This is a genomic window from Pseudomonas sp. L5B5 (assembly GCF_020520285.1).
Classification (GTDB): Bacteria; Pseudomonadota; Gammaproteobacteria; order Pseudomonadales; family Pseudomonadaceae; genus Aquipseudomonas.
The window spans coordinates 2,211,092-2,226,458 of sequence record NZ_CP084742.1; the positions used below are offsets into that span (position 1 = coordinate 2,211,092).

At 63.9% G+C, this 15,367-nt stretch carries 17 protein-coding genes; 4 read left to right on the forward strand and 13 right to left on the reverse strand.

Going from position 1 to position 15,367, the window contains the following annotated elements:
• Positions 1–4: 4 nt before the first annotated feature.
• Positions 5–484 (reverse strand): GNAT family N-acetyltransferase, encoded by a 480-nt coding sequence (locus tag LGQ10_RS09905; RefSeq protein WP_053157030.1) that lies wholly within the window; start codon positions 482–484, stop codon positions 5–7.
• Between the two features lie 179 nt (positions 485–663).
• Between LGQ10_RS09905 and LGQ10_RS09910 the strand changes: the two genes are divergently transcribed.
• The 4 genes from LGQ10_RS09910 (at position 664) to LGQ10_RS09925 (ending at position 3,485) form a co-directional block, all read left to right on the forward strand.
• Complete coding sequence (locus tag LGQ10_RS09910; protein ID WP_058434126.1) at positions 664–1,305, forward strand: HD domain-containing protein; 642 nt, start codon at positions 664–666, stop codon at positions 1,303–1,305.
• Between the two features lie 113 nt (positions 1,306–1,418).
• Positions 1,419–2,633: an MFS transporter gene (locus LGQ10_RS09915; RefSeq protein WP_226525448.1), complete on the forward strand. Its 1,215-nt coding sequence runs from the start codon at positions 1,419–1,421 to the stop codon at positions 2,631–2,633.
• Positions 2,634–2,716: 83 nt separating this feature from the next.
• Positions 2,717–3,043, forward strand: a complete 327-nt coding sequence (locus tag LGQ10_RS09920) for a hypothetical protein (protein ID WP_058434128.1) — start codon at positions 2,717–2,719, stop codon at positions 3,041–3,043.
• Positions 3,044–3,104: 61 nt separating this feature from the next.
• Entirely contained in the window at positions 3,105–3,485 is a 381-nt protein-coding gene (locus tag LGQ10_RS09925) for a Rho termination factor N-terminal domain-containing protein (protein WP_226525449.1), read from the forward strand.
• Between the two features lie 5 nt (positions 3,486–3,490).
• Here LGQ10_RS09925 and LGQ10_RS09930 read toward each other — a convergent pair whose 3' ends face one another.
• The 12 genes from LGQ10_RS09930 to mltG form a co-directional block, all read right to left on the reverse strand.
• A complete protein-coding gene (locus LGQ10_RS09930; protein WP_226525450.1) occupies positions 3,491–4,411 on the reverse strand; it encodes a PfkB family carbohydrate kinase in 921 nt (306 codons plus the stop codon).
• Positions 4,404–5,870 carry a purine-cytosine permease family protein gene (locus LGQ10_RS09935; protein WP_058434131.1) on the reverse strand — a complete coding sequence of 489 codons (1,467 nt, stop codon included), beginning with the start codon at positions 5,868–5,870 and terminating at the stop codon, positions 4,404–4,406. The genes LGQ10_RS09930 and LGQ10_RS09935 overlap by 8 nt, the downstream gene beginning before the upstream one ends.
• Positions 5,871–6,032: 162 nt before the next feature.
• Positions 6,033–7,031: an ADP-ribosylglycohydrolase family protein gene (locus LGQ10_RS09940; RefSeq protein WP_226525451.1), complete on the reverse strand. Its 999-nt coding sequence runs from the start codon at positions 7,029–7,031 to the stop codon at positions 6,033–6,035.
• The gene (locus LGQ10_RS09945; protein WP_226525452.1) at positions 7,028–7,741 is read right to left on the reverse strand and encodes a GntR family transcriptional regulator; all 714 of its coding nucleotides are present in this window, start codon (positions 7,739–7,741) and stop codon (positions 7,028–7,030) included. The genes LGQ10_RS09940 and LGQ10_RS09945 overlap by 4 nt, the downstream gene beginning before the upstream one ends.
• A gap of 151 nt (positions 7,742–7,892) precedes the next feature.
• Complete coding sequence (locus LGQ10_RS09950) at positions 7,893–8,456, reverse strand: DUF1285 domain-containing protein (protein ID WP_226525453.1); 564 nt, start codon at positions 8,454–8,456, stop codon at positions 7,893–7,895.
• Positions 8,457–8,477: 21 nt separating this feature from the next.
• Entirely contained in the window at positions 8,478–9,080 is a 603-nt protein-coding gene (locus LGQ10_RS09955; RefSeq protein WP_226525454.1) for a DUF4823 domain-containing protein, read from the reverse strand.
• Between the two features lie 100 nt (positions 9,081–9,180).
• Positions 9,181–10,149: a GTP 3',8-cyclase MoaA gene (locus LGQ10_RS09960; RefSeq protein WP_226525455.1), complete on the reverse strand. Its 969-nt coding sequence runs from the start codon at positions 10,147–10,149 to the stop codon at positions 9,181–9,183.
• Positions 10,150–10,286: 137 nt separating this feature from the next.
• Complete coding sequence (locus LGQ10_RS09965) at positions 10,287–10,925, reverse strand: TetR/AcrR family transcriptional regulator (protein ID WP_185699515.1); 639 nt, start codon at positions 10,923–10,925, stop codon at positions 10,287–10,289.
• Between the two features lie 758 nt (positions 10,926–11,683).
• Positions 11,684–12,475: a TatD family hydrolase gene (locus LGQ10_RS09970; RefSeq protein WP_058435247.1), complete on the reverse strand. Its 792-nt coding sequence runs from the start codon at positions 12,473–12,475 to the stop codon at positions 11,684–11,686.
• An 84-nt stretch (positions 12,476–12,559) separates the two neighbouring features.
• Positions 12,560–13,546 (reverse strand): DNA polymerase III subunit delta', encoded by a 987-nt coding sequence (locus LGQ10_RS09975; RefSeq protein WP_058435246.1) that lies wholly within the window; start codon positions 13,544–13,546, stop codon positions 12,560–12,562.
• Complete coding sequence (tmk, locus tag LGQ10_RS09980; protein WP_226525456.1) at positions 13,539–14,171, reverse strand: dTMP kinase; 633 nt, start codon at positions 14,169–14,171, stop codon at positions 13,539–13,541. Before tmk ends, LGQ10_RS09975 begins: the two co-directional genes overlap by 8 nt.
• Positions 14,172–14,190: 19 nt before the next feature.
• Positions 14,191–15,366 (reverse strand): endolytic transglycosylase MltG, encoded by a 1,176-nt coding sequence (mltG, locus tag LGQ10_RS09985; protein ID WP_058435244.1) that lies wholly within the window; start codon positions 15,364–15,366, stop codon positions 14,191–14,193.
• Position 15,367: the final 1 nt, after the last annotated feature.

A 15,367-nucleotide genomic window follows, 5' to 3' on the forward strand; every position in this document is an offset into this window, starting at 1 on the left:
TGCTTCAACCGCGGGCGAATGCCCGCAGGACCTCGCCATCCATGCGGTACTTGACCCACTCTTCCTGGGGTTGTGCACCCAGCGACTTGTAGAACTGGATCGCTGGTTCGTTCCACTCCAGCACGCTCCACTCGAAGCGCCCGCAATCATTGTCGCAGGCAATCTGCGCCAGATGCCGCAGCAGTTGCTTGCCGGCACCGCCTCCGCGCTGCTCCGGAGTGATGTAGAGATCCTCCAGGTACAGGCAGTTGCTGCCCAGCCAGGTGGAGTAGCTGAAAAAGAACACCGCGAAACCGATCGGCACGCCCTCGCGCAGACATATCAGGCCATGGGCCGTGGCGCCTTCGCTGAACAGGCTGCGCTCGATGTCGGCGACGCCGGCGATCACCTCGTGACGGGCTCGTTCGTAGTCGGCGAGTTCAGTGATGAACGCAAGAATCTGTGGGGCATCGCTAGGCAGCGCAGGACGGATTTCGACGGTCATCGACGGTTCTCATGGCGGAATCAGGTCGCCATATTAGAACGACAGCCAAAAGACATGCACGGGCATTTGCACAGCCAGGGCAATCCGTGGCTTCAAGATCCGTTCCAGCCCTCGACGCTTATCGCCACCGAAGCCAGAGGTTAGAGTGACGACCAAACCGCCACCTGGAACCTGCATCCATGACTTTCGCCCCCCTGGAGCCCCTCGCCGCCACCCTCCTGCCCCATGCCTTCGAACCCCACGACGATGGTGCCCACGATCTGTCCCACCTGTATCGGGTGTGGAGCAATGTCCGGCGTATCACCGCGCAGGAAGGCGGCGACCTGCGCCTGCTGCTGGCCGCGACCCTGCTCCACGACTGCGTGAACGTGGAAAAAAGCTCGCCGCTACGTTCCCAGGCTTCCCGGCTCTCGGCAGAGCGGGCACGACAGATCCTGGCCGACCTGCACTGGAGCACCAGCGATATAGAAGCAGTTGCCCACGCCATCGCCACCCACAGTTTTTCCGCAGGGCTGACACCTGCCACCCTGGAAGCACGAATCCTCCAGGATGCCGATCGCCTCGACTCCCTGGGCGCGCTTGGCGTGGCACGCACCTTCTACGTTTCGGGGCGCCTGGGCCACGCGCTGTATGACCCGACCGACCCTTGCGCCAGCCAGCGCGAACTGGATGACTCGCGCTTCACCCTGGATCACTTCCAGAGCAAGCTCCTGCACCTGGCCGAGGGATTCCAGACCCCTACCGGCAGGCGCCTGGCCCAGGTCCGACATGAACGCCTTGAGCGCTTCCGGCAGGAGTTGCTGGAAGAAATCGGCCAGTAGCCCGCCGCCTTACTCCACTGCTGGCTAACCCTGAGGCATCGAGGAATGCAACCAACACCCGCCACCGCCATGGTAGAAAGCCTCGCTAACCACAAGCATAAAGAGGCGCCTTCATGCCCCCCTGCACGGCCCCCGCCAACCGGATTGCCGGCCCGTTGTTCGGGCTGTTCTGCCTGGGCAGCTACCTGCTGTCCCTGTCCTATGGCTCGACCTTCCTCCTGTCACTGCTGATCAGCAGCCACGGCGGCAACGAACATGATGCAGGCCAGGTGATCAGCGCAGCGATGATCAGCACCTTCGTCGCCGTGATCGGCTCCGGACACCTCTCGGACTGGCTCGGTGCCGCCCGTTCAGTGGCCCTGTTCGGCAGCCTGCTGGTCGTGGCCAGCCTGGGCTTCGCCCTGACGCCCGGGGTCGGTCCCGCCCTGCTGGGTTTCGGCCTGGTCCTGGGGTTGGGCTGGGGCGTGTTCTACACCTTGGGGCCAATCATCGTCGCCATGCTGGTGGAACCTGCACAGCGAGCCCGCTATTTTGCCCTGCTCTCGGGCAGCATGATGAGCGGCATTGGTTCGGGCCCGCTGCTCGGACGCCTGGCCAGTGCCCTGGATTACCCGCTGAGCAGTGCCTTTTTCATCGCTGCGGCAGCCAGCCTGCTGGGCGTGCTGATCTTCTGGCGCCTGGCCAGTCGCCTGCAACGTCACTCTCGCCCTCTGGGCACCACGGCCGCACGGATCAGCTGGGCGGACAGCGTTCGCGTGCTCAGGTCCAGGGCAGTGTTCCCGATCCTGATGGTGGGCCTGGGGGGCAGCGTATTTGCGGGTCTGTCGAGCTTCCAGACCAGCTACGGCCCCTCGCGAGGCGTCGATTATTCACTGTTTTTCATTGGATTCATGAGCGCCGCCATCGCTAGCCGAATGCTGGTGGCCGGCCTGGTGGTCAAGCGCGATCCGTACCGGGCCGCCTGCCTGCTGTCGGGGCTGATGGTGGTGTCGGTCCTGCTGTTGCTGTTCGGCGTCGACGGCAATGCCAGCTATCTGCTGGCCGCCGTGGTGCTGGGTGTCGGCTACGGCTTGACCTATTCGGTGATCAACGGCCAGGCCGCCAACGAGGCACCCACCGGCTGTACCTCCCAGGCACTGTTGCTGTTCAGCCTGTCCTACTTCATCGGGGTCTTCGGGTTTCCCTGGCTGGCGGGCAAGATCATTGTCGAATCCGGCATCCAGGCGCTGCTGCTCACCGTCCTGGCGGTCGCCGTGCTGAACTGGCTGGTCAGCCTCGGGCGCCTTGGGTGGCGGCATCGCTACCCGCCATTGGCCCAGAGCACCTGACACCGTTCGTCGCTCACCCGGCACCAACGACATGCCCGGACAGACCAATATCAGGTAGCGACTCTAACGAATGGAGGCACACCATGATCAAGGTCCAACTCACTGCCCTGGCCCTGGCCGGGCTACTGTCCGGCGTGGCGCTGGCAGGCTCCACCGGCCCCACCAATCCGGTGGAAGGCCCGAAATCCCCAGCCACCCAAGGCTCACCGAAGATCAACATCAACCCGCCAACCATGGATGAAGGTTCGTTGCCACCGGCCACCGGCACCGATCCACGCATCCAGGGTAACGACAGTGGGCGCCAGGGCGGTGCCGGCACCCTGGATTCCACAACGCCGGACAATGGCAAGACCGGCACCGGCTCGAAGACCACCACCGGCGGCTCGGGCTCCGAAGGCAGCAGCCAGTAACAGGTCATCCTTGCTTCAAGCCAACCCGTCCTGCTCGCCAGGACCCCAGAGGAGAGACGCCATGACTCGAGGAAGCAAAGCCAAGTACACCCCGGCACAGCGTCGCAAGGCAGCGGCCATCGAGGCCAGCTACGAAGAACGCGGCCTGCCCCCGGAACTCGCCGAAGCCCGGGCCTGGGCCACGGTCAACAAGCAGTCCGGCGGTGGCGAGCGGGCCGGTGGCTCCGGCAGGGACAAGAGCCCGGTGGACAAGGCCCGGGCCCGCAGCGATTCGGCACGCCGGGCAGCGGCGAGCCGCCAGGGCCACGCGCGCAACAGCAGCGCATCGCTGGCCACCCAGAGCAAGGACAGCCTGATGCAGGAGGCACGCGTGAAGAACATTGCGGGGCGCTCGCGCATGCGCAAGCAAGAGCTGATCGAGGCCCTGCGCAAGGCGGGCTGAAACGCTCAGCCAACCTCCAGCAGGGCATCCACTTCGGCGCTGCCGGGGGCCGTGGCCGGCCCTCGGCGGGTCACCGCCAGGGCCGCCGCGGCATTCGCCCGACGTGCTGCCGCCAGGGGGTCGAGACCTGCGGCGAGCGCGGCGATGAACACCCCGGCATGGGCGTCGCCGGCACCGTTGCTGTCCAGCACCTCGACTGCAAACCCGGGAACCAGGACCTGCCGTCCCTGCTGTCCTACCCAGCACCCCCGGGGGCCATCGCGCAGCACCACCAGGGCATCGGGTGCCAAGCGCACGGCCAGTTGCTCCAGGGCCGCGGCAATGTGTTCGCAGCCGGTAAACTGCAACGCCTCCACACGGTTGCTGCTCCAGATATCCACCCGGGGCAGCAAGGTCGCCAGCAACGCTGGTTCCACCGAAGCCAGTAGCGGCCCCGGGTCGAACATCAGCGGCAACATGGCCGGCAGGTCCAGCAACCAGTCGAGCAGGGCCCGCGCCTTGCTCGCCTGCAAGAGGCTGTAGCCGCTGACATAGACGAAATCCTCGGCGGTAACCCTGACCTGCGCCAGGTCCTGGGCCGACAGCTCGCCCTCGGCACCGATATGGGAAATGAAGGTGCGTTCGCCACTGGCATCGGTCAGCACCACGCACAACCCGGTATCGGCACCCGGGCTGCAAGGCAGGCTCATCTGAATGCCTTCGGCCTGCATCGCCTCGCGTGCCAGGTCACCGAAACGCCCCTGGCCGTGGCGCCCCAGGTACACCACCGACAGACCGTTACGCGCCGCCGCAGCCATGACGTTGAAACCACCCCCGGCGTCAAAATGCGCCGACTCGGCAAGCACTTCTCCCCCCGGTATCGGCAGACACTCCACGGGCATCACCAGATCGACAATGACCTGTCCGCTATGCAGCAACCTAGGCATTGGCCTTCTCGACAAAACCTGCGCGCCGATCCCGGGCACCACCTAGCAGGCCATACCCGCCGCCCGCCACCAGGAACGTGACAATCCAGCCCAGGCCATTCTGGCCCAGCCAGGAATCGGCCAGCGGCCCGGCGAACCACACATCCTCGGCCGTGGTACCGATGCTGGTGAAGGAGAAGCCCAGGACAATGGCCAGCAGCCAGGCGCCGAACGCCCGCCACTCGATGCCGCCCTGGTACCAGTAGGCGCTGGCGGGGCTGACATCCAGCAGGTCGGCCGCGCTGTAGCAGTGACGGTGGATGAGGTCCACCACGAAGATTCCGACCCAGGCGGTGATGGGCACCGCCAACAGGGAGATGAAGCTGATGAAGGGGCCGTAGAAGCTGTCGGCAATCAGCATGAAGTAGATCGAGCCGACGAAGATCGCCACGATGTCCACCAGCACCGCATAGACCCGCTTGACCTTGAGCCCCAGGGTCAGCGCAGTAAGACCGGCGGAATACACCGACAGGTTGTTGGACAGCAGCAGCCCGCCAAAGGCCGCCACCAGGTACGGCACCACCATCCAGGTCGGCAGCATGTCGCGGATGGCAATGATCGGATCCACCGCCGAGGCCAGGTGATCGTTGCCCACCGACAACAGCCCGCCCAGGGTGATCAGCAGCACCAGGGGTATACCAGCGCCGAAGGCCGCCGAGGCCACCAGGCGGCCGGCACTGACCGAGCGCTGCTGGTAGCGCGACATGTCGGCCCCGGAACTGGCCCAGCCAATGCCCGTACCCGCGGCCATGGTGCCAATGCCGATCAGTACGGCACTCAATGGCGCAGGGGCGGCACTGAACACCGCCGTCCAGTCGATGGTGGCGCAGAGAAAACCGCCCACCAGCACGTTCAGCGCGCCGAAGCCGTAGGTCGCCCACTTCTGGATCAGCAGCAAGGTCGCATGGCCCAGGCCCGAAACGCTCAAGGTCAGCAGCACGAAGATGGCAATGAACAACAGCGTCAGCAGCGGGGCATCCTTGGCCGAGGCCGGGGTCTGGAACAGGATCGAACTCAGGGACAACAGGACGAAGGCTGCCGTGGTGGTGTTGACCGTCTCCCAGCCTACCCGGGACAGCATCGATACCAGGGTCGGGCCGATGTTGCCACGCACCCCGAAGATCGCCCGGGACAGGGTCAGGCTGGGAGCCCGCCCACGTCGGCCAGCCACCGAGATCAGGCCGACCACCGCGAACGAGCCTACCGAGCCGAGGATCGCCACCAGCAGTACCTGCCAGATCGACAGGCCGCGAAAGGCCACCAGCGTCGCCCCGAGCGGCAGGCCGAGAATGCTGATGTTGGCTGCGAACCAGACCCAGAACAGCTGCAGCGGGTGGCCGTTGCACTCTGCCTCGGGAACCGGCTCGATACCACGTGTCTCCAGTTGCCCGGCGCCCTGCCCGGCTGTCGATGAACCCATGAGTAACGCTCCTGGTGCCGTTGTTATGGTTGCAGGCAATTTCGGAAGTCGTTGAACGTCCCGGCATTCCCGGCCGTATCCGACACGGCCACCGATGAGCAGCCGTCGGGCTTTCCCTAGCGATCGGCAGCTTGCCGACGGTATTGCAGCGACCGGTGCGACTCAGCGCAGGGCCAGCAGTTGTTCTACCAGAGGCTGCAGGTCCAGCTTGTTGACCTGCCGCACCCGAGCGATGAGTTCGGCAGGCCAGCTCTCCAGGCCCAGGCAGGCCCCGAGCATGGCGCCCAGGATCGCGGCGATGGTGTCGGTATCTCCACCCAGGCTGGCGGCCATGCACAGGGCTTCGAAGGCTTCCAGGCGGCCCAGCGCTACCTGGCCGGCCAGGGCGAAACTGGCCACTACCGACTCCTGGGAAGCCACCGAGGTGCCAACCAGTTCATACAGGGTCCGGGCGAACCCTGCCTTGTCGCCAGCCACGCCCAGGGTCGCGGCCCATTGCAGGCGGGCGGCGATGTTCGCTCCGGCGACCCAGTGCCCGTGCGCCTCGGCCTGGCAGGCGATCTCCCTGCCGAGCGCCAGCGCCTCGCCCAGGGCCGTGCCGTTGATCCCGGCAGAAACCACTGCCGCCACCGCTGCGGCACTGGCAATGCCCAGGCTGGTGTTGTGGGTAACCTGGCAGGCCTGGACCACGGCCTGGACGAATGCCTCGGGCACCGCCACGTCGCTGGCGATGCCGACCGGGGTGATGCGCATGGCGGCGCCATTGGTCGTGCCGTAACGCCCCGCCTCCTCCACCGAGTGGCCGGCAAGGATCATCTCGATGGCGTGCTTGGTGGAGGGGCCAAGCAGGTCCTGGGAACCCTTGGCCTGCATCGCCGCTTCCCATTCGATCAAGCCCTGGGCCAACTCCTGCGCAGCGATCCGGCCCTGGCCGCGTACCAGCAGGCGCCCTACCAGGACCGCCTGCTCGGTGTCATCGGTGATCGATCCTTTGGGCATGTTGGCGGCGATCGGCTGGTCCGGGCCAGCATCTTCCAGGGTGCGGATCGTCCCGAAGCGCTGCTGGACCTGTTCGCGGCTCAGGGATTGGGTGGGCATGCCCAGGGCATCGCCCAGGGCCAGTCCGTAGAACGCTCCCAGTGCCCGCTGCAGCGGACTCACTGAGACTCCCCGAATTGTAGGTGCATGCGAAAATGCTGCGGATCCAGCAGGCTCTCGACCTGTTCCATGAAACGCCCCTGGCGGTCATAGGTCGTGCGCAGGGCCTTGAGGAACACTTCGCCGGTGGCGCGCCCCAGCAGCTGGGCATCCTCGGCGCTCAACGGCTCGGCACCGATCCACTGGTCGCCACGCTCGCCGATGTAGCCATAGGCAGCCAGGGTAATGGTCAGGGAATCATCGATCAGGCCGACCCGGGGCAGGCCTTCCAGCCCACCGGATGCAGGAATGAGCGAACGTTCGAGGGACAGGACCCGGCCATCGGTGCTGCGTCGGCGGCGGTCCAGGGCGATGAACTGCTCGGTGCCCAGGCGATGCTTGAGGTCCGGGCGGCAGATTGGCTCCAGGCGCAGCACCTCGGTATTGATCAGCGCCCCGCTGTCGGCCAGCGCCTGGGCCCAGCCATGGTTCTGGTCCAGGGCGACACCGTCGAAGGTGACGATGGAGCCGACCCCGCTTTGCGTGGCGATGTAGTTGCGGCGCTTGAGCTCGGCCAGGGCCTCGCGCAAGGTGCCACGGCTGACACCGAATTCCTCGGCCAGGCGATGCTCGCCCGGGAGTTGAGAGCCGTCTTCCATCAGACCGCTCTCAATGCGCCGGATCAGTTCGTCGACCACTCTTTTTTTCTTATCGAATCGGACATGTTTGATCATGTCCGGCTTGATACATGAAACGTCGAAGGGAGAGCAAGAAATATATTCTTACAACAGTTTGAGGCACTAACCGAGTGGCGCACCAACGCTTGCTACACAAGGGCCGGGCCGGCCAGAACAGCTGGAAAACCCGGACAGCTCGTCAAAAAGTCTAAGGCTCCAGGCCAATGGGGAAAAACACCCCAGCGCTCCATACCCCGAGCCAGCGCTGACCATCAATGTCATGGGGCTGCGCCAAGTCCACCAGTTGGTAGAAGACATTGCGGTGGATCAGCGCTTCGAGATTGTGTCGAACCCCGATATACGGCGCCGGTTCCTGGGTCCGCGGGTCGATGACCACCCGCAGGGGGCGCTCACTGTCGGCACACACCAGTTCATCGACATTGGTGGTAAAACGCAGCACCTGCTCTTCGCCCTGGCCTTGCACCTCCAGGGTCACGGCGACAAAAGGCGCATCATCGACCTTGATTCCCACCTTCTCCACCGGCGTGACGAGGAAATAGTCGTCGCCATCGCGGCGGATGATGGTGGAGAACAGCTTGACCATCGGTTTGCGGCCGATGGGTGTGCCCAGGTAGTACCAGGTGCCGTCGCGGGCGATCCGCATGTCGATATCGCCGCAGAAATCGGGGTTCCACGAATGAACCGGCGGCAGGCCTTTTTCAGCCTTGGGAATTTGCGCCAACAGGTCATTGGCCTTGCCTGGACCACTCATGCCACCCTCCTTGTCAATGATTCAGTCACTCAGGCCCAACAGGCCACGCGCGTACTGCCGCAGGGGCGGGCCGAGCAAGTCTTGGGGCTTGTTGTCGTGAAACGTCAGTAAACCGCCACGACTGCGAATCCGTGCCGAGTCGATCAGGTATTGCGTACTGGTTTCGATCAGCATGATCTGGATGGTGCTGGTGTCGACGCCCAGGCGGTCCACCGCCTCCTGGTCGAACCACTCATCGGAGTTGCCGATACGGTCGTCGGCTCGAGCGAACCGTGCATAAAGCAGATAGTGCGCACCCTGGCTGCGAGCTTCGGTCATGGCTTCGTTGAGGCCTTGTGGAGCACGCGCCCGGCGGACCATGGGGAAATACTCGACGAAACCGTTGAAGGCTTCCTCGGCTACCACGTTGGGCCTGGGGTAGGCATCACCCGGCGGAACGAAATGCCCCTGGGCAATAAAAATGTACGAATCGGGCTGAATGCGGAACGAGCTGGTGCGACGGGTATCGCTGTGATCGAGCACTCCCGCATCGCTCAGGTGGTAGCGCACCCCTTCGCCCATATCACTGACATTCATGCAGCCGCCGAGTGCCAAAAAGGCCAGCAGCAAAACCAGGCTACGCATCCTACCCTCCAAAATCCGGTGACAGAAAACCGGCGAATGGCCACGAGATGCAGCTTCCGCGCCAGCTCCGCCCCTTGAGGGCATCCGTCTAGAGAGAGGATCAGCCACCGATGATCTTCATGACCGTGGCGCCCCCGGAGAAGGCCACATCCTGCTTGTCGCCCAGGGCCTTGACCAACAACCGCTGCAGGGCCGGCAGGGCCTGGTGACGCGGTTTATCCAGCAGGTCGCCAACATAGTGGCGATTGCTCGAGGACAGGCAGCCATGCAACCAGCCGGTGGACGACAGGCGCAGGCGCGAGCAAGTCCGGCAGAACGGCACGCTTTCGTTGGCGATCACCCCAAAGTGACCGAGGCCGGGAATTTCATAGCGCACGGCGGTGGCATCCACCGGTGCATCGGCCTGGAGGTATTCGTAGCGCTGGCCGATCAGGTCCAGCAGCTGCTGCAGGCTGACAAACTGCTGCAGGAAGGCATTGCTGTCGCTGGCCAGATGCCCCATGCGCATCAACTCGATGAAGCGCAACTCGTAACCCTGCTCCAGGCAATAATCGAGCAACGGCATGACCTGGTCCAGGTTCTGCCCACGCAGCGGCACCATGTTGACCTTGATCCTCAGCCCCGCCGCTCGCGCCTGGCGCATGCCATCGAGCACCGTGGCCAGGTCGCCGCCACGGGCAATGCCGCGAAAGGCCGCGGCATCCAGGGTATCGAGGGAAACGTTGATCCGCCGGATCCCGGCGTCCAACAACAGCGGCAGCTTGCGGGCCAGTAACTGGCCGTTGGTGGTCAGGCTGATGTCCGCCAGGCCCATGCGACCCACAGCCCCCATGAACGCAGCAAGCTTTGGACTGACCAGCGGTTCGCCACCCGTGATGCGCAGGCGCTCGATACCGGCGGCCTCGATCAGGTAGGCCACGCCGCGGGCCATCGCCTCAGCCGACAACTCGTCCTGGGCAGCCACCAGTCGCTTGCCATTGGGCACGCAATAGGTACAGGCGTAATTGCAGGCTGACGTCAGACTGATCCGCAAGTTGCGAAAGCGCCTGCCTTGACGATCAACGATCATGGGTGACTCCGACATAGGAAGGGAGAGGCGCGCAGAACCTGACTCAAAAATCAGGTTTTTACAAGTCCCATGCCTGAGTATATTCCGCGGGCACTGCGCCATACAGGCCCCTGATGGAGCAATCCCGCGGCGCTGGGTCAGTTTCCGGAGGTATCGGGGTCGCGTTTGCGCTTGTTGCCCATGCGTACGCCGATGTCCATCAGGAACTGGAAGAACCCTTCCTGATCCTCCAGCACATTGCTCCAGAACGGCGAGTGATACAGCGCCACCGCGCCATGCACCAGCGCCCAGGAAGCACAGTAGTGGAAGTACGGCGGCACGTCTTCCAGCTTGCCTTCGCTGATACGGCCCTTGATCAGCAGCGTCAGGCGTTCGAAGTTGGAAGCTCGGATCTTGTGCAGTTCCTCGACCATCTCCGGCACCTGGTTGCCCTTGACCACCTTCTCTTCCAGGCGGTCGAACAGCCGGTAGCGCTGCGGATCGCGCATGCGGAATTCGAAGTAGGCCCGGGACAGGGCCTCCTTGTCCTTGTCGACATCGGCAGAGTGCAGCAGCTCGTTCAGGTCACGCTCGTAGTCGAGCATCAGGCGCAGGTAGATCTCCGCCTTGGACTTGAAATGCTTGTAGATGGTCCCTTTGCCGATACCCACGGCATCCGCAATCATCTCGACGGTGACGCTGTCTTCACCTTGTTCGAGGAACAGCTTGAGCGCGGTATCGAGAATTTCTTGCTCGCGGCGACGAAACTCACGGACCTTACGAGGTTCTTTCTGCATAAGAAAAGGTCTGTTCGGGGTCAAAATCGAAGGCGCGTATTATGCCTAACTTGCACCAAAATGCACGGATCATCCATCGTTGCTGCGGCTTTCGACACAAAAACCGACCCGCCAAAAGCCCTCGGACAGGCCTGAAAAACCCGATACAGGCCGAGAATACAGGGCCGGCAGCGGTTTCAGAAAAAAACACCAGGTGCTCCCCTGCTCCGGATCAGACTGCAAGGTCTCTAGATCCTCACAACGCAAACCCAACAGCGCTACAAGCCTGGCCCTTGACGAAAAACACGCGCTCAGTCGCGCTTTCATGGAGCGTGGATACCCGGATAGCCCGCTCGAACCAGCCCCCAGATAGGGACCACGAGCCCGGCTGCATCAACCTGAATTTGAGAGCAATGGCGGCGACCACCCGGTGACCGTCGATACTGCCGAGAGCAGGCTCAGCAGGACAACGTCCTTGAAAGAAAGGGAAAAATGCAGAAATCCGCCGAATATACGGGTAAAACCCATTCCTGGAGCGCAACTGAGAACCCAAGCGAAGCGCGCGTATTCCAAATTTGTTTAAGAAACGCGCAAGGCCAACTGGACTGAACCCGATCCTGATCAATACTTGAACTGTCGGCGGGACATCTCCCCCAAGTGAAACGCCGATATAGGTACCGAGGGACCGCGTGCCTAAGTTTTACTCCTAATGGTCTTAACCCGGATTCACCCCCCAGAACCCGGGTTTTTTTTGCCTGGAATTTATCCGCACACCCGGCTCAAGCCTGCTCCTTGACCCGTGCCAGGGGGAACAGGCGCTTGAAGTTCTCCGTGGTCTGCGCTGCGAAGTCGTCGTATGACTCACCTCGCAGCATGGCCAGGAACTCCGCCACTTCACGCACGTACTGTGGCAGGTTGGGCTTGCCGCGATAAGGGATCGGCGCCAGGTAAGGCGAATCGGTCTCCACCAGCAGGCGGTCGGCGGGTACCTGTCGGGCCACATCGCGCAAGGCGTCGGCATTGCGGAAAGTGACGATTCCCGACAGCGAGATATAGAACCCCAGGTCCAACGCCGCCCTGGCCATCTCCCAGTCCTCGGTAAAACAGTGCAGTACCCCAGCGTTGGGCAGCGCCGCTTCGCGCAGCAGGGCCAGGGTATCGGCCCGGGCGCCGCGGGTGTGCACCACCACCGGCTTGCCAGTCTGCCGAGCGGCCTCCAGGTGCAGGCGGAAGGAGGCCTGCTGCAGCTCGGCCGCCTCGGGTTCGTAGTGATAGTCCAGGCCGGTCTCGCCGATGGCCACCACCCGCGGATGGTTCAGCTCATCCAGCAGCCAGTCCAGCGCCGGTGCTGCCCCGGGCTGTACATCCAGCGGATGCACGCCCACCGAACAGTCGACATCGTCATAACGCTCAGCCAGGGCCTTCACATCCGCCGCGTTATCGGCACTGACGCCGATGCACAGGAAGTGTCCGACTCCGCGCTGGCGGGCCGCTGCCAGCGCGGCATCCAGGGAGCCGTCGTGAGCGGCCAGGTCGAGGCGATCAAGGTGGCAATGGGAATCTACGAGCATAGGCGGTGGCAACTGCATCCGGTAAATGAACGGGCCTGACAGGTAGATCAGGCCCTGGAAAGATTCGATTCTAGGCGTCGAGCGTCAGTTCTGGACAGGCAAGGCTGCCCACTGCACCAGCAAAGCCTCAAGCAACAGCACGCGATTGAGATTGGCCTTGCTCAAGACTTTCTGCCGCTGGGCCAGGATCCAGTCCTGGATGGCCAGAACCTTGGCCTGGGCAGACTTCTGCGCCAGGTATTGCACCACCTTGCGCATGTCCGGCAACCCCAGCCCCTGCTCGTCCTGAGTCAGCTGGTAGCGCAGGGTCAGGCTGGACCAGTCGCAGAACCAGTCGAACAGTAACAGCAGCGGCACGGCGCTCCAGGACTCGGCCAACTGGGTCGGCGATTGCTGCTGCTTGAGCAACTTCTTCACGCCGTCCACCACTTGTGCCCGCTGCTCGCGAACACCCTGGGCCTGGAGGCTGACCGCAGCCAGCGGCGAACCGGCGGCCAGGGTCAGCAACTCCATGCGCTCCTCATCGCTGCAATCGGGTAAGGCCGCGGCCAACCACTGCAGGCTCATGGCCTCGCTGGGCAGGGGGCAGGCCTGCTGCACGCAGCGGCTCTTGATGGTCGGCAGCAACCGGCTGGGCTGGTGACTGACCAGCAGCAGCACAGTATCCCCGGAAGGCTCCTCAAGGCTTTTCAGGAGCGCGTTGGAGGCATTGATGTTCATCGCCTCCACCGGCTCGATCAGCACCACCTTGCGTCCGCCCAGCTGTGCGGTCTGGACCACGAAGCTCACCAGCTCACGGACCTGGTCGACCTTGATCGCCTTGTCCGCTTCCTCGGGCTCCAGGATGTAGTTGTCAGGATGGCTACCGGCGTGCAGCAACAGGCAGGACTTGCATTGCCCGCAGGCTTCCAGGCCTTGCGGCCGCTGGCACAGCAGGCGCGCCATCAGCCGCTCGGCGAGGGCCCGCTTGCCGATACCCGCAGGACCATGCAGGAGGTAGGCATGGGCATGCTGGGTACGACCTGCCATCTGCTGCCAGAGCTGATCCTGCCAGGGAAAGACCTCAGCCACGGGCGCGCTCCAGCAATTGCGGCAACAGCGCATCCAAGGACTGTTGGACCTGGAGCAGGGGCTGGGCCGCATCGACCAGGAAGTAACGCTCGGGTGCCGCCTCGGCTCGCTTGAGGAAAGCCTCGCGGACCTTCTGGAAAAACACTTGGCCTTCCTGCTCGAAACGGTCCAGCCGACCCCGGGCGCTGGCCCGTGCCAGGCCGACCTCCACTGGCAGGTCGAAGACCAGGGTCAGGTCCGGGCGCAGTTGCCCCTGGACAAAATCTTCCAGCGCCTCGATCCGCGCCAGGCTCAGGCCACGTCCCGCCCCCTGGTAGGCATAGGTCGAATCGGTGAAGCGATCGCAGAGCACCACCGCGCCTCGGTCCAGGGCCGGACGAATCACGGTCGCCAGATGCTGGGCCCGGGCGGCGAACACCAGCAACAGCTCGGTGTCAGGATTCATGACCTCCTCGACCGGCGTCAGCAAGACCTCGCGAATGCGCTCGGCCAGCGGTGTGCCGCCCGGCTCGCGGGTGAGCACGACCTCGATCCCGGCTGCACGCAGGCGCTCGGCCAGATAGTCGCGATTCGTGCTTTTGCCGGCGCCTTCAGGGCCTTCCAGAGTAATAAACAAACCAGTCACAGGCAGTCCTTGGTCAAATTCATTGCGGGCTTTTCGGCGCAGGCTCGGGCTCGGCAGGAGCCGGAGCCTCTGCCGGCCTCGATGGCAGCTCTACAGGGTCGGCTGGCGCCGCCTCCGGTGTGGCAGCCGGGCTCGACGTCTCGGGTGTTGCCGGGCCGGCAGCAGGTGCCGGGCTGGAGCGATAGTCGGCGCGCCGCTTGAGCTGGAACTCGCGCACCGCACTGTTGTGGGCATCCAAGTCATCGGAGAACACATGACTGCCATCTCCCCGGGCGACAAAATAGAGACTCTTGCCCGACACCGGGTTGAGAGCGGCGTGAATCGCCTCGCGCCCAACCATGGCAATCGGTGTCGGCGGCAAGCCGGCGTTCACATAGGTATTGTAGGGCGTGGCCTCCTTCAGGTGAGCCCGGGTCAGCTTACCGGCGTAGCGCTCGCCCAGGCCGTAGATCACCGTGGGATCGGTCTGCAGCAGCATGCCGATCTGCAGCCGGCGCACGAACACCCCGGCAATCTGCCCACGCTCCTGGGGCACGCCGGTTTCCTTCTCCACCAGGGAAGCCATGATCAGCGCCTGGTAGGGATCGCTGTAGGGAGCGTCCTCGGCGCGCTTGCCCCACTCCTTGGCCAGTACCTCGTCCAGGCGATCGTAGGCCTTGCCCAGGAGCTCGGCATCGGTCATGCCCCGGACGAAACGATAGGTGTCGGGAAAGAACCGCCCCTCGGGAAACACGCCTGCGTGCCCGAGCTTCTCCATCACCTGGCTGTCACTGAGGCCAGCCAGGGTCTGCTGCAGCTTGTCGTTCCTGGCCAGGGCATTGCGGACCTGACGGAAGTTCCAGCCCTCCACCAGGGTCAGGCTGTATTGCACCACCTCGCCACGCTGCCAGACGCCAATCAGGCCCTGCGCCGTCATGCCCGGGGTCATGCGATATTCACCGCTGTGCAGCGGCTGGCCCGGCAGGTTGAAACGCCAGTACACACGCAACCAGAAGGCATCCCGGATCACACCATCGGCTTGCAGGCGATTGAAGGTTCCGGTGGGGGTGGAGCCTGCGGGAACATCGAGCAGCTGTTCCTGGCTCAGGTTCAACGGTTGTTCCAGGGCCGAGTGCAGCTTCCAGGCACTCGCACCCAACAGCAGCCCTGCCAGGACCAGTCCGGTTTCCAGCAGGAGCAGTAATTTACGTCTCACG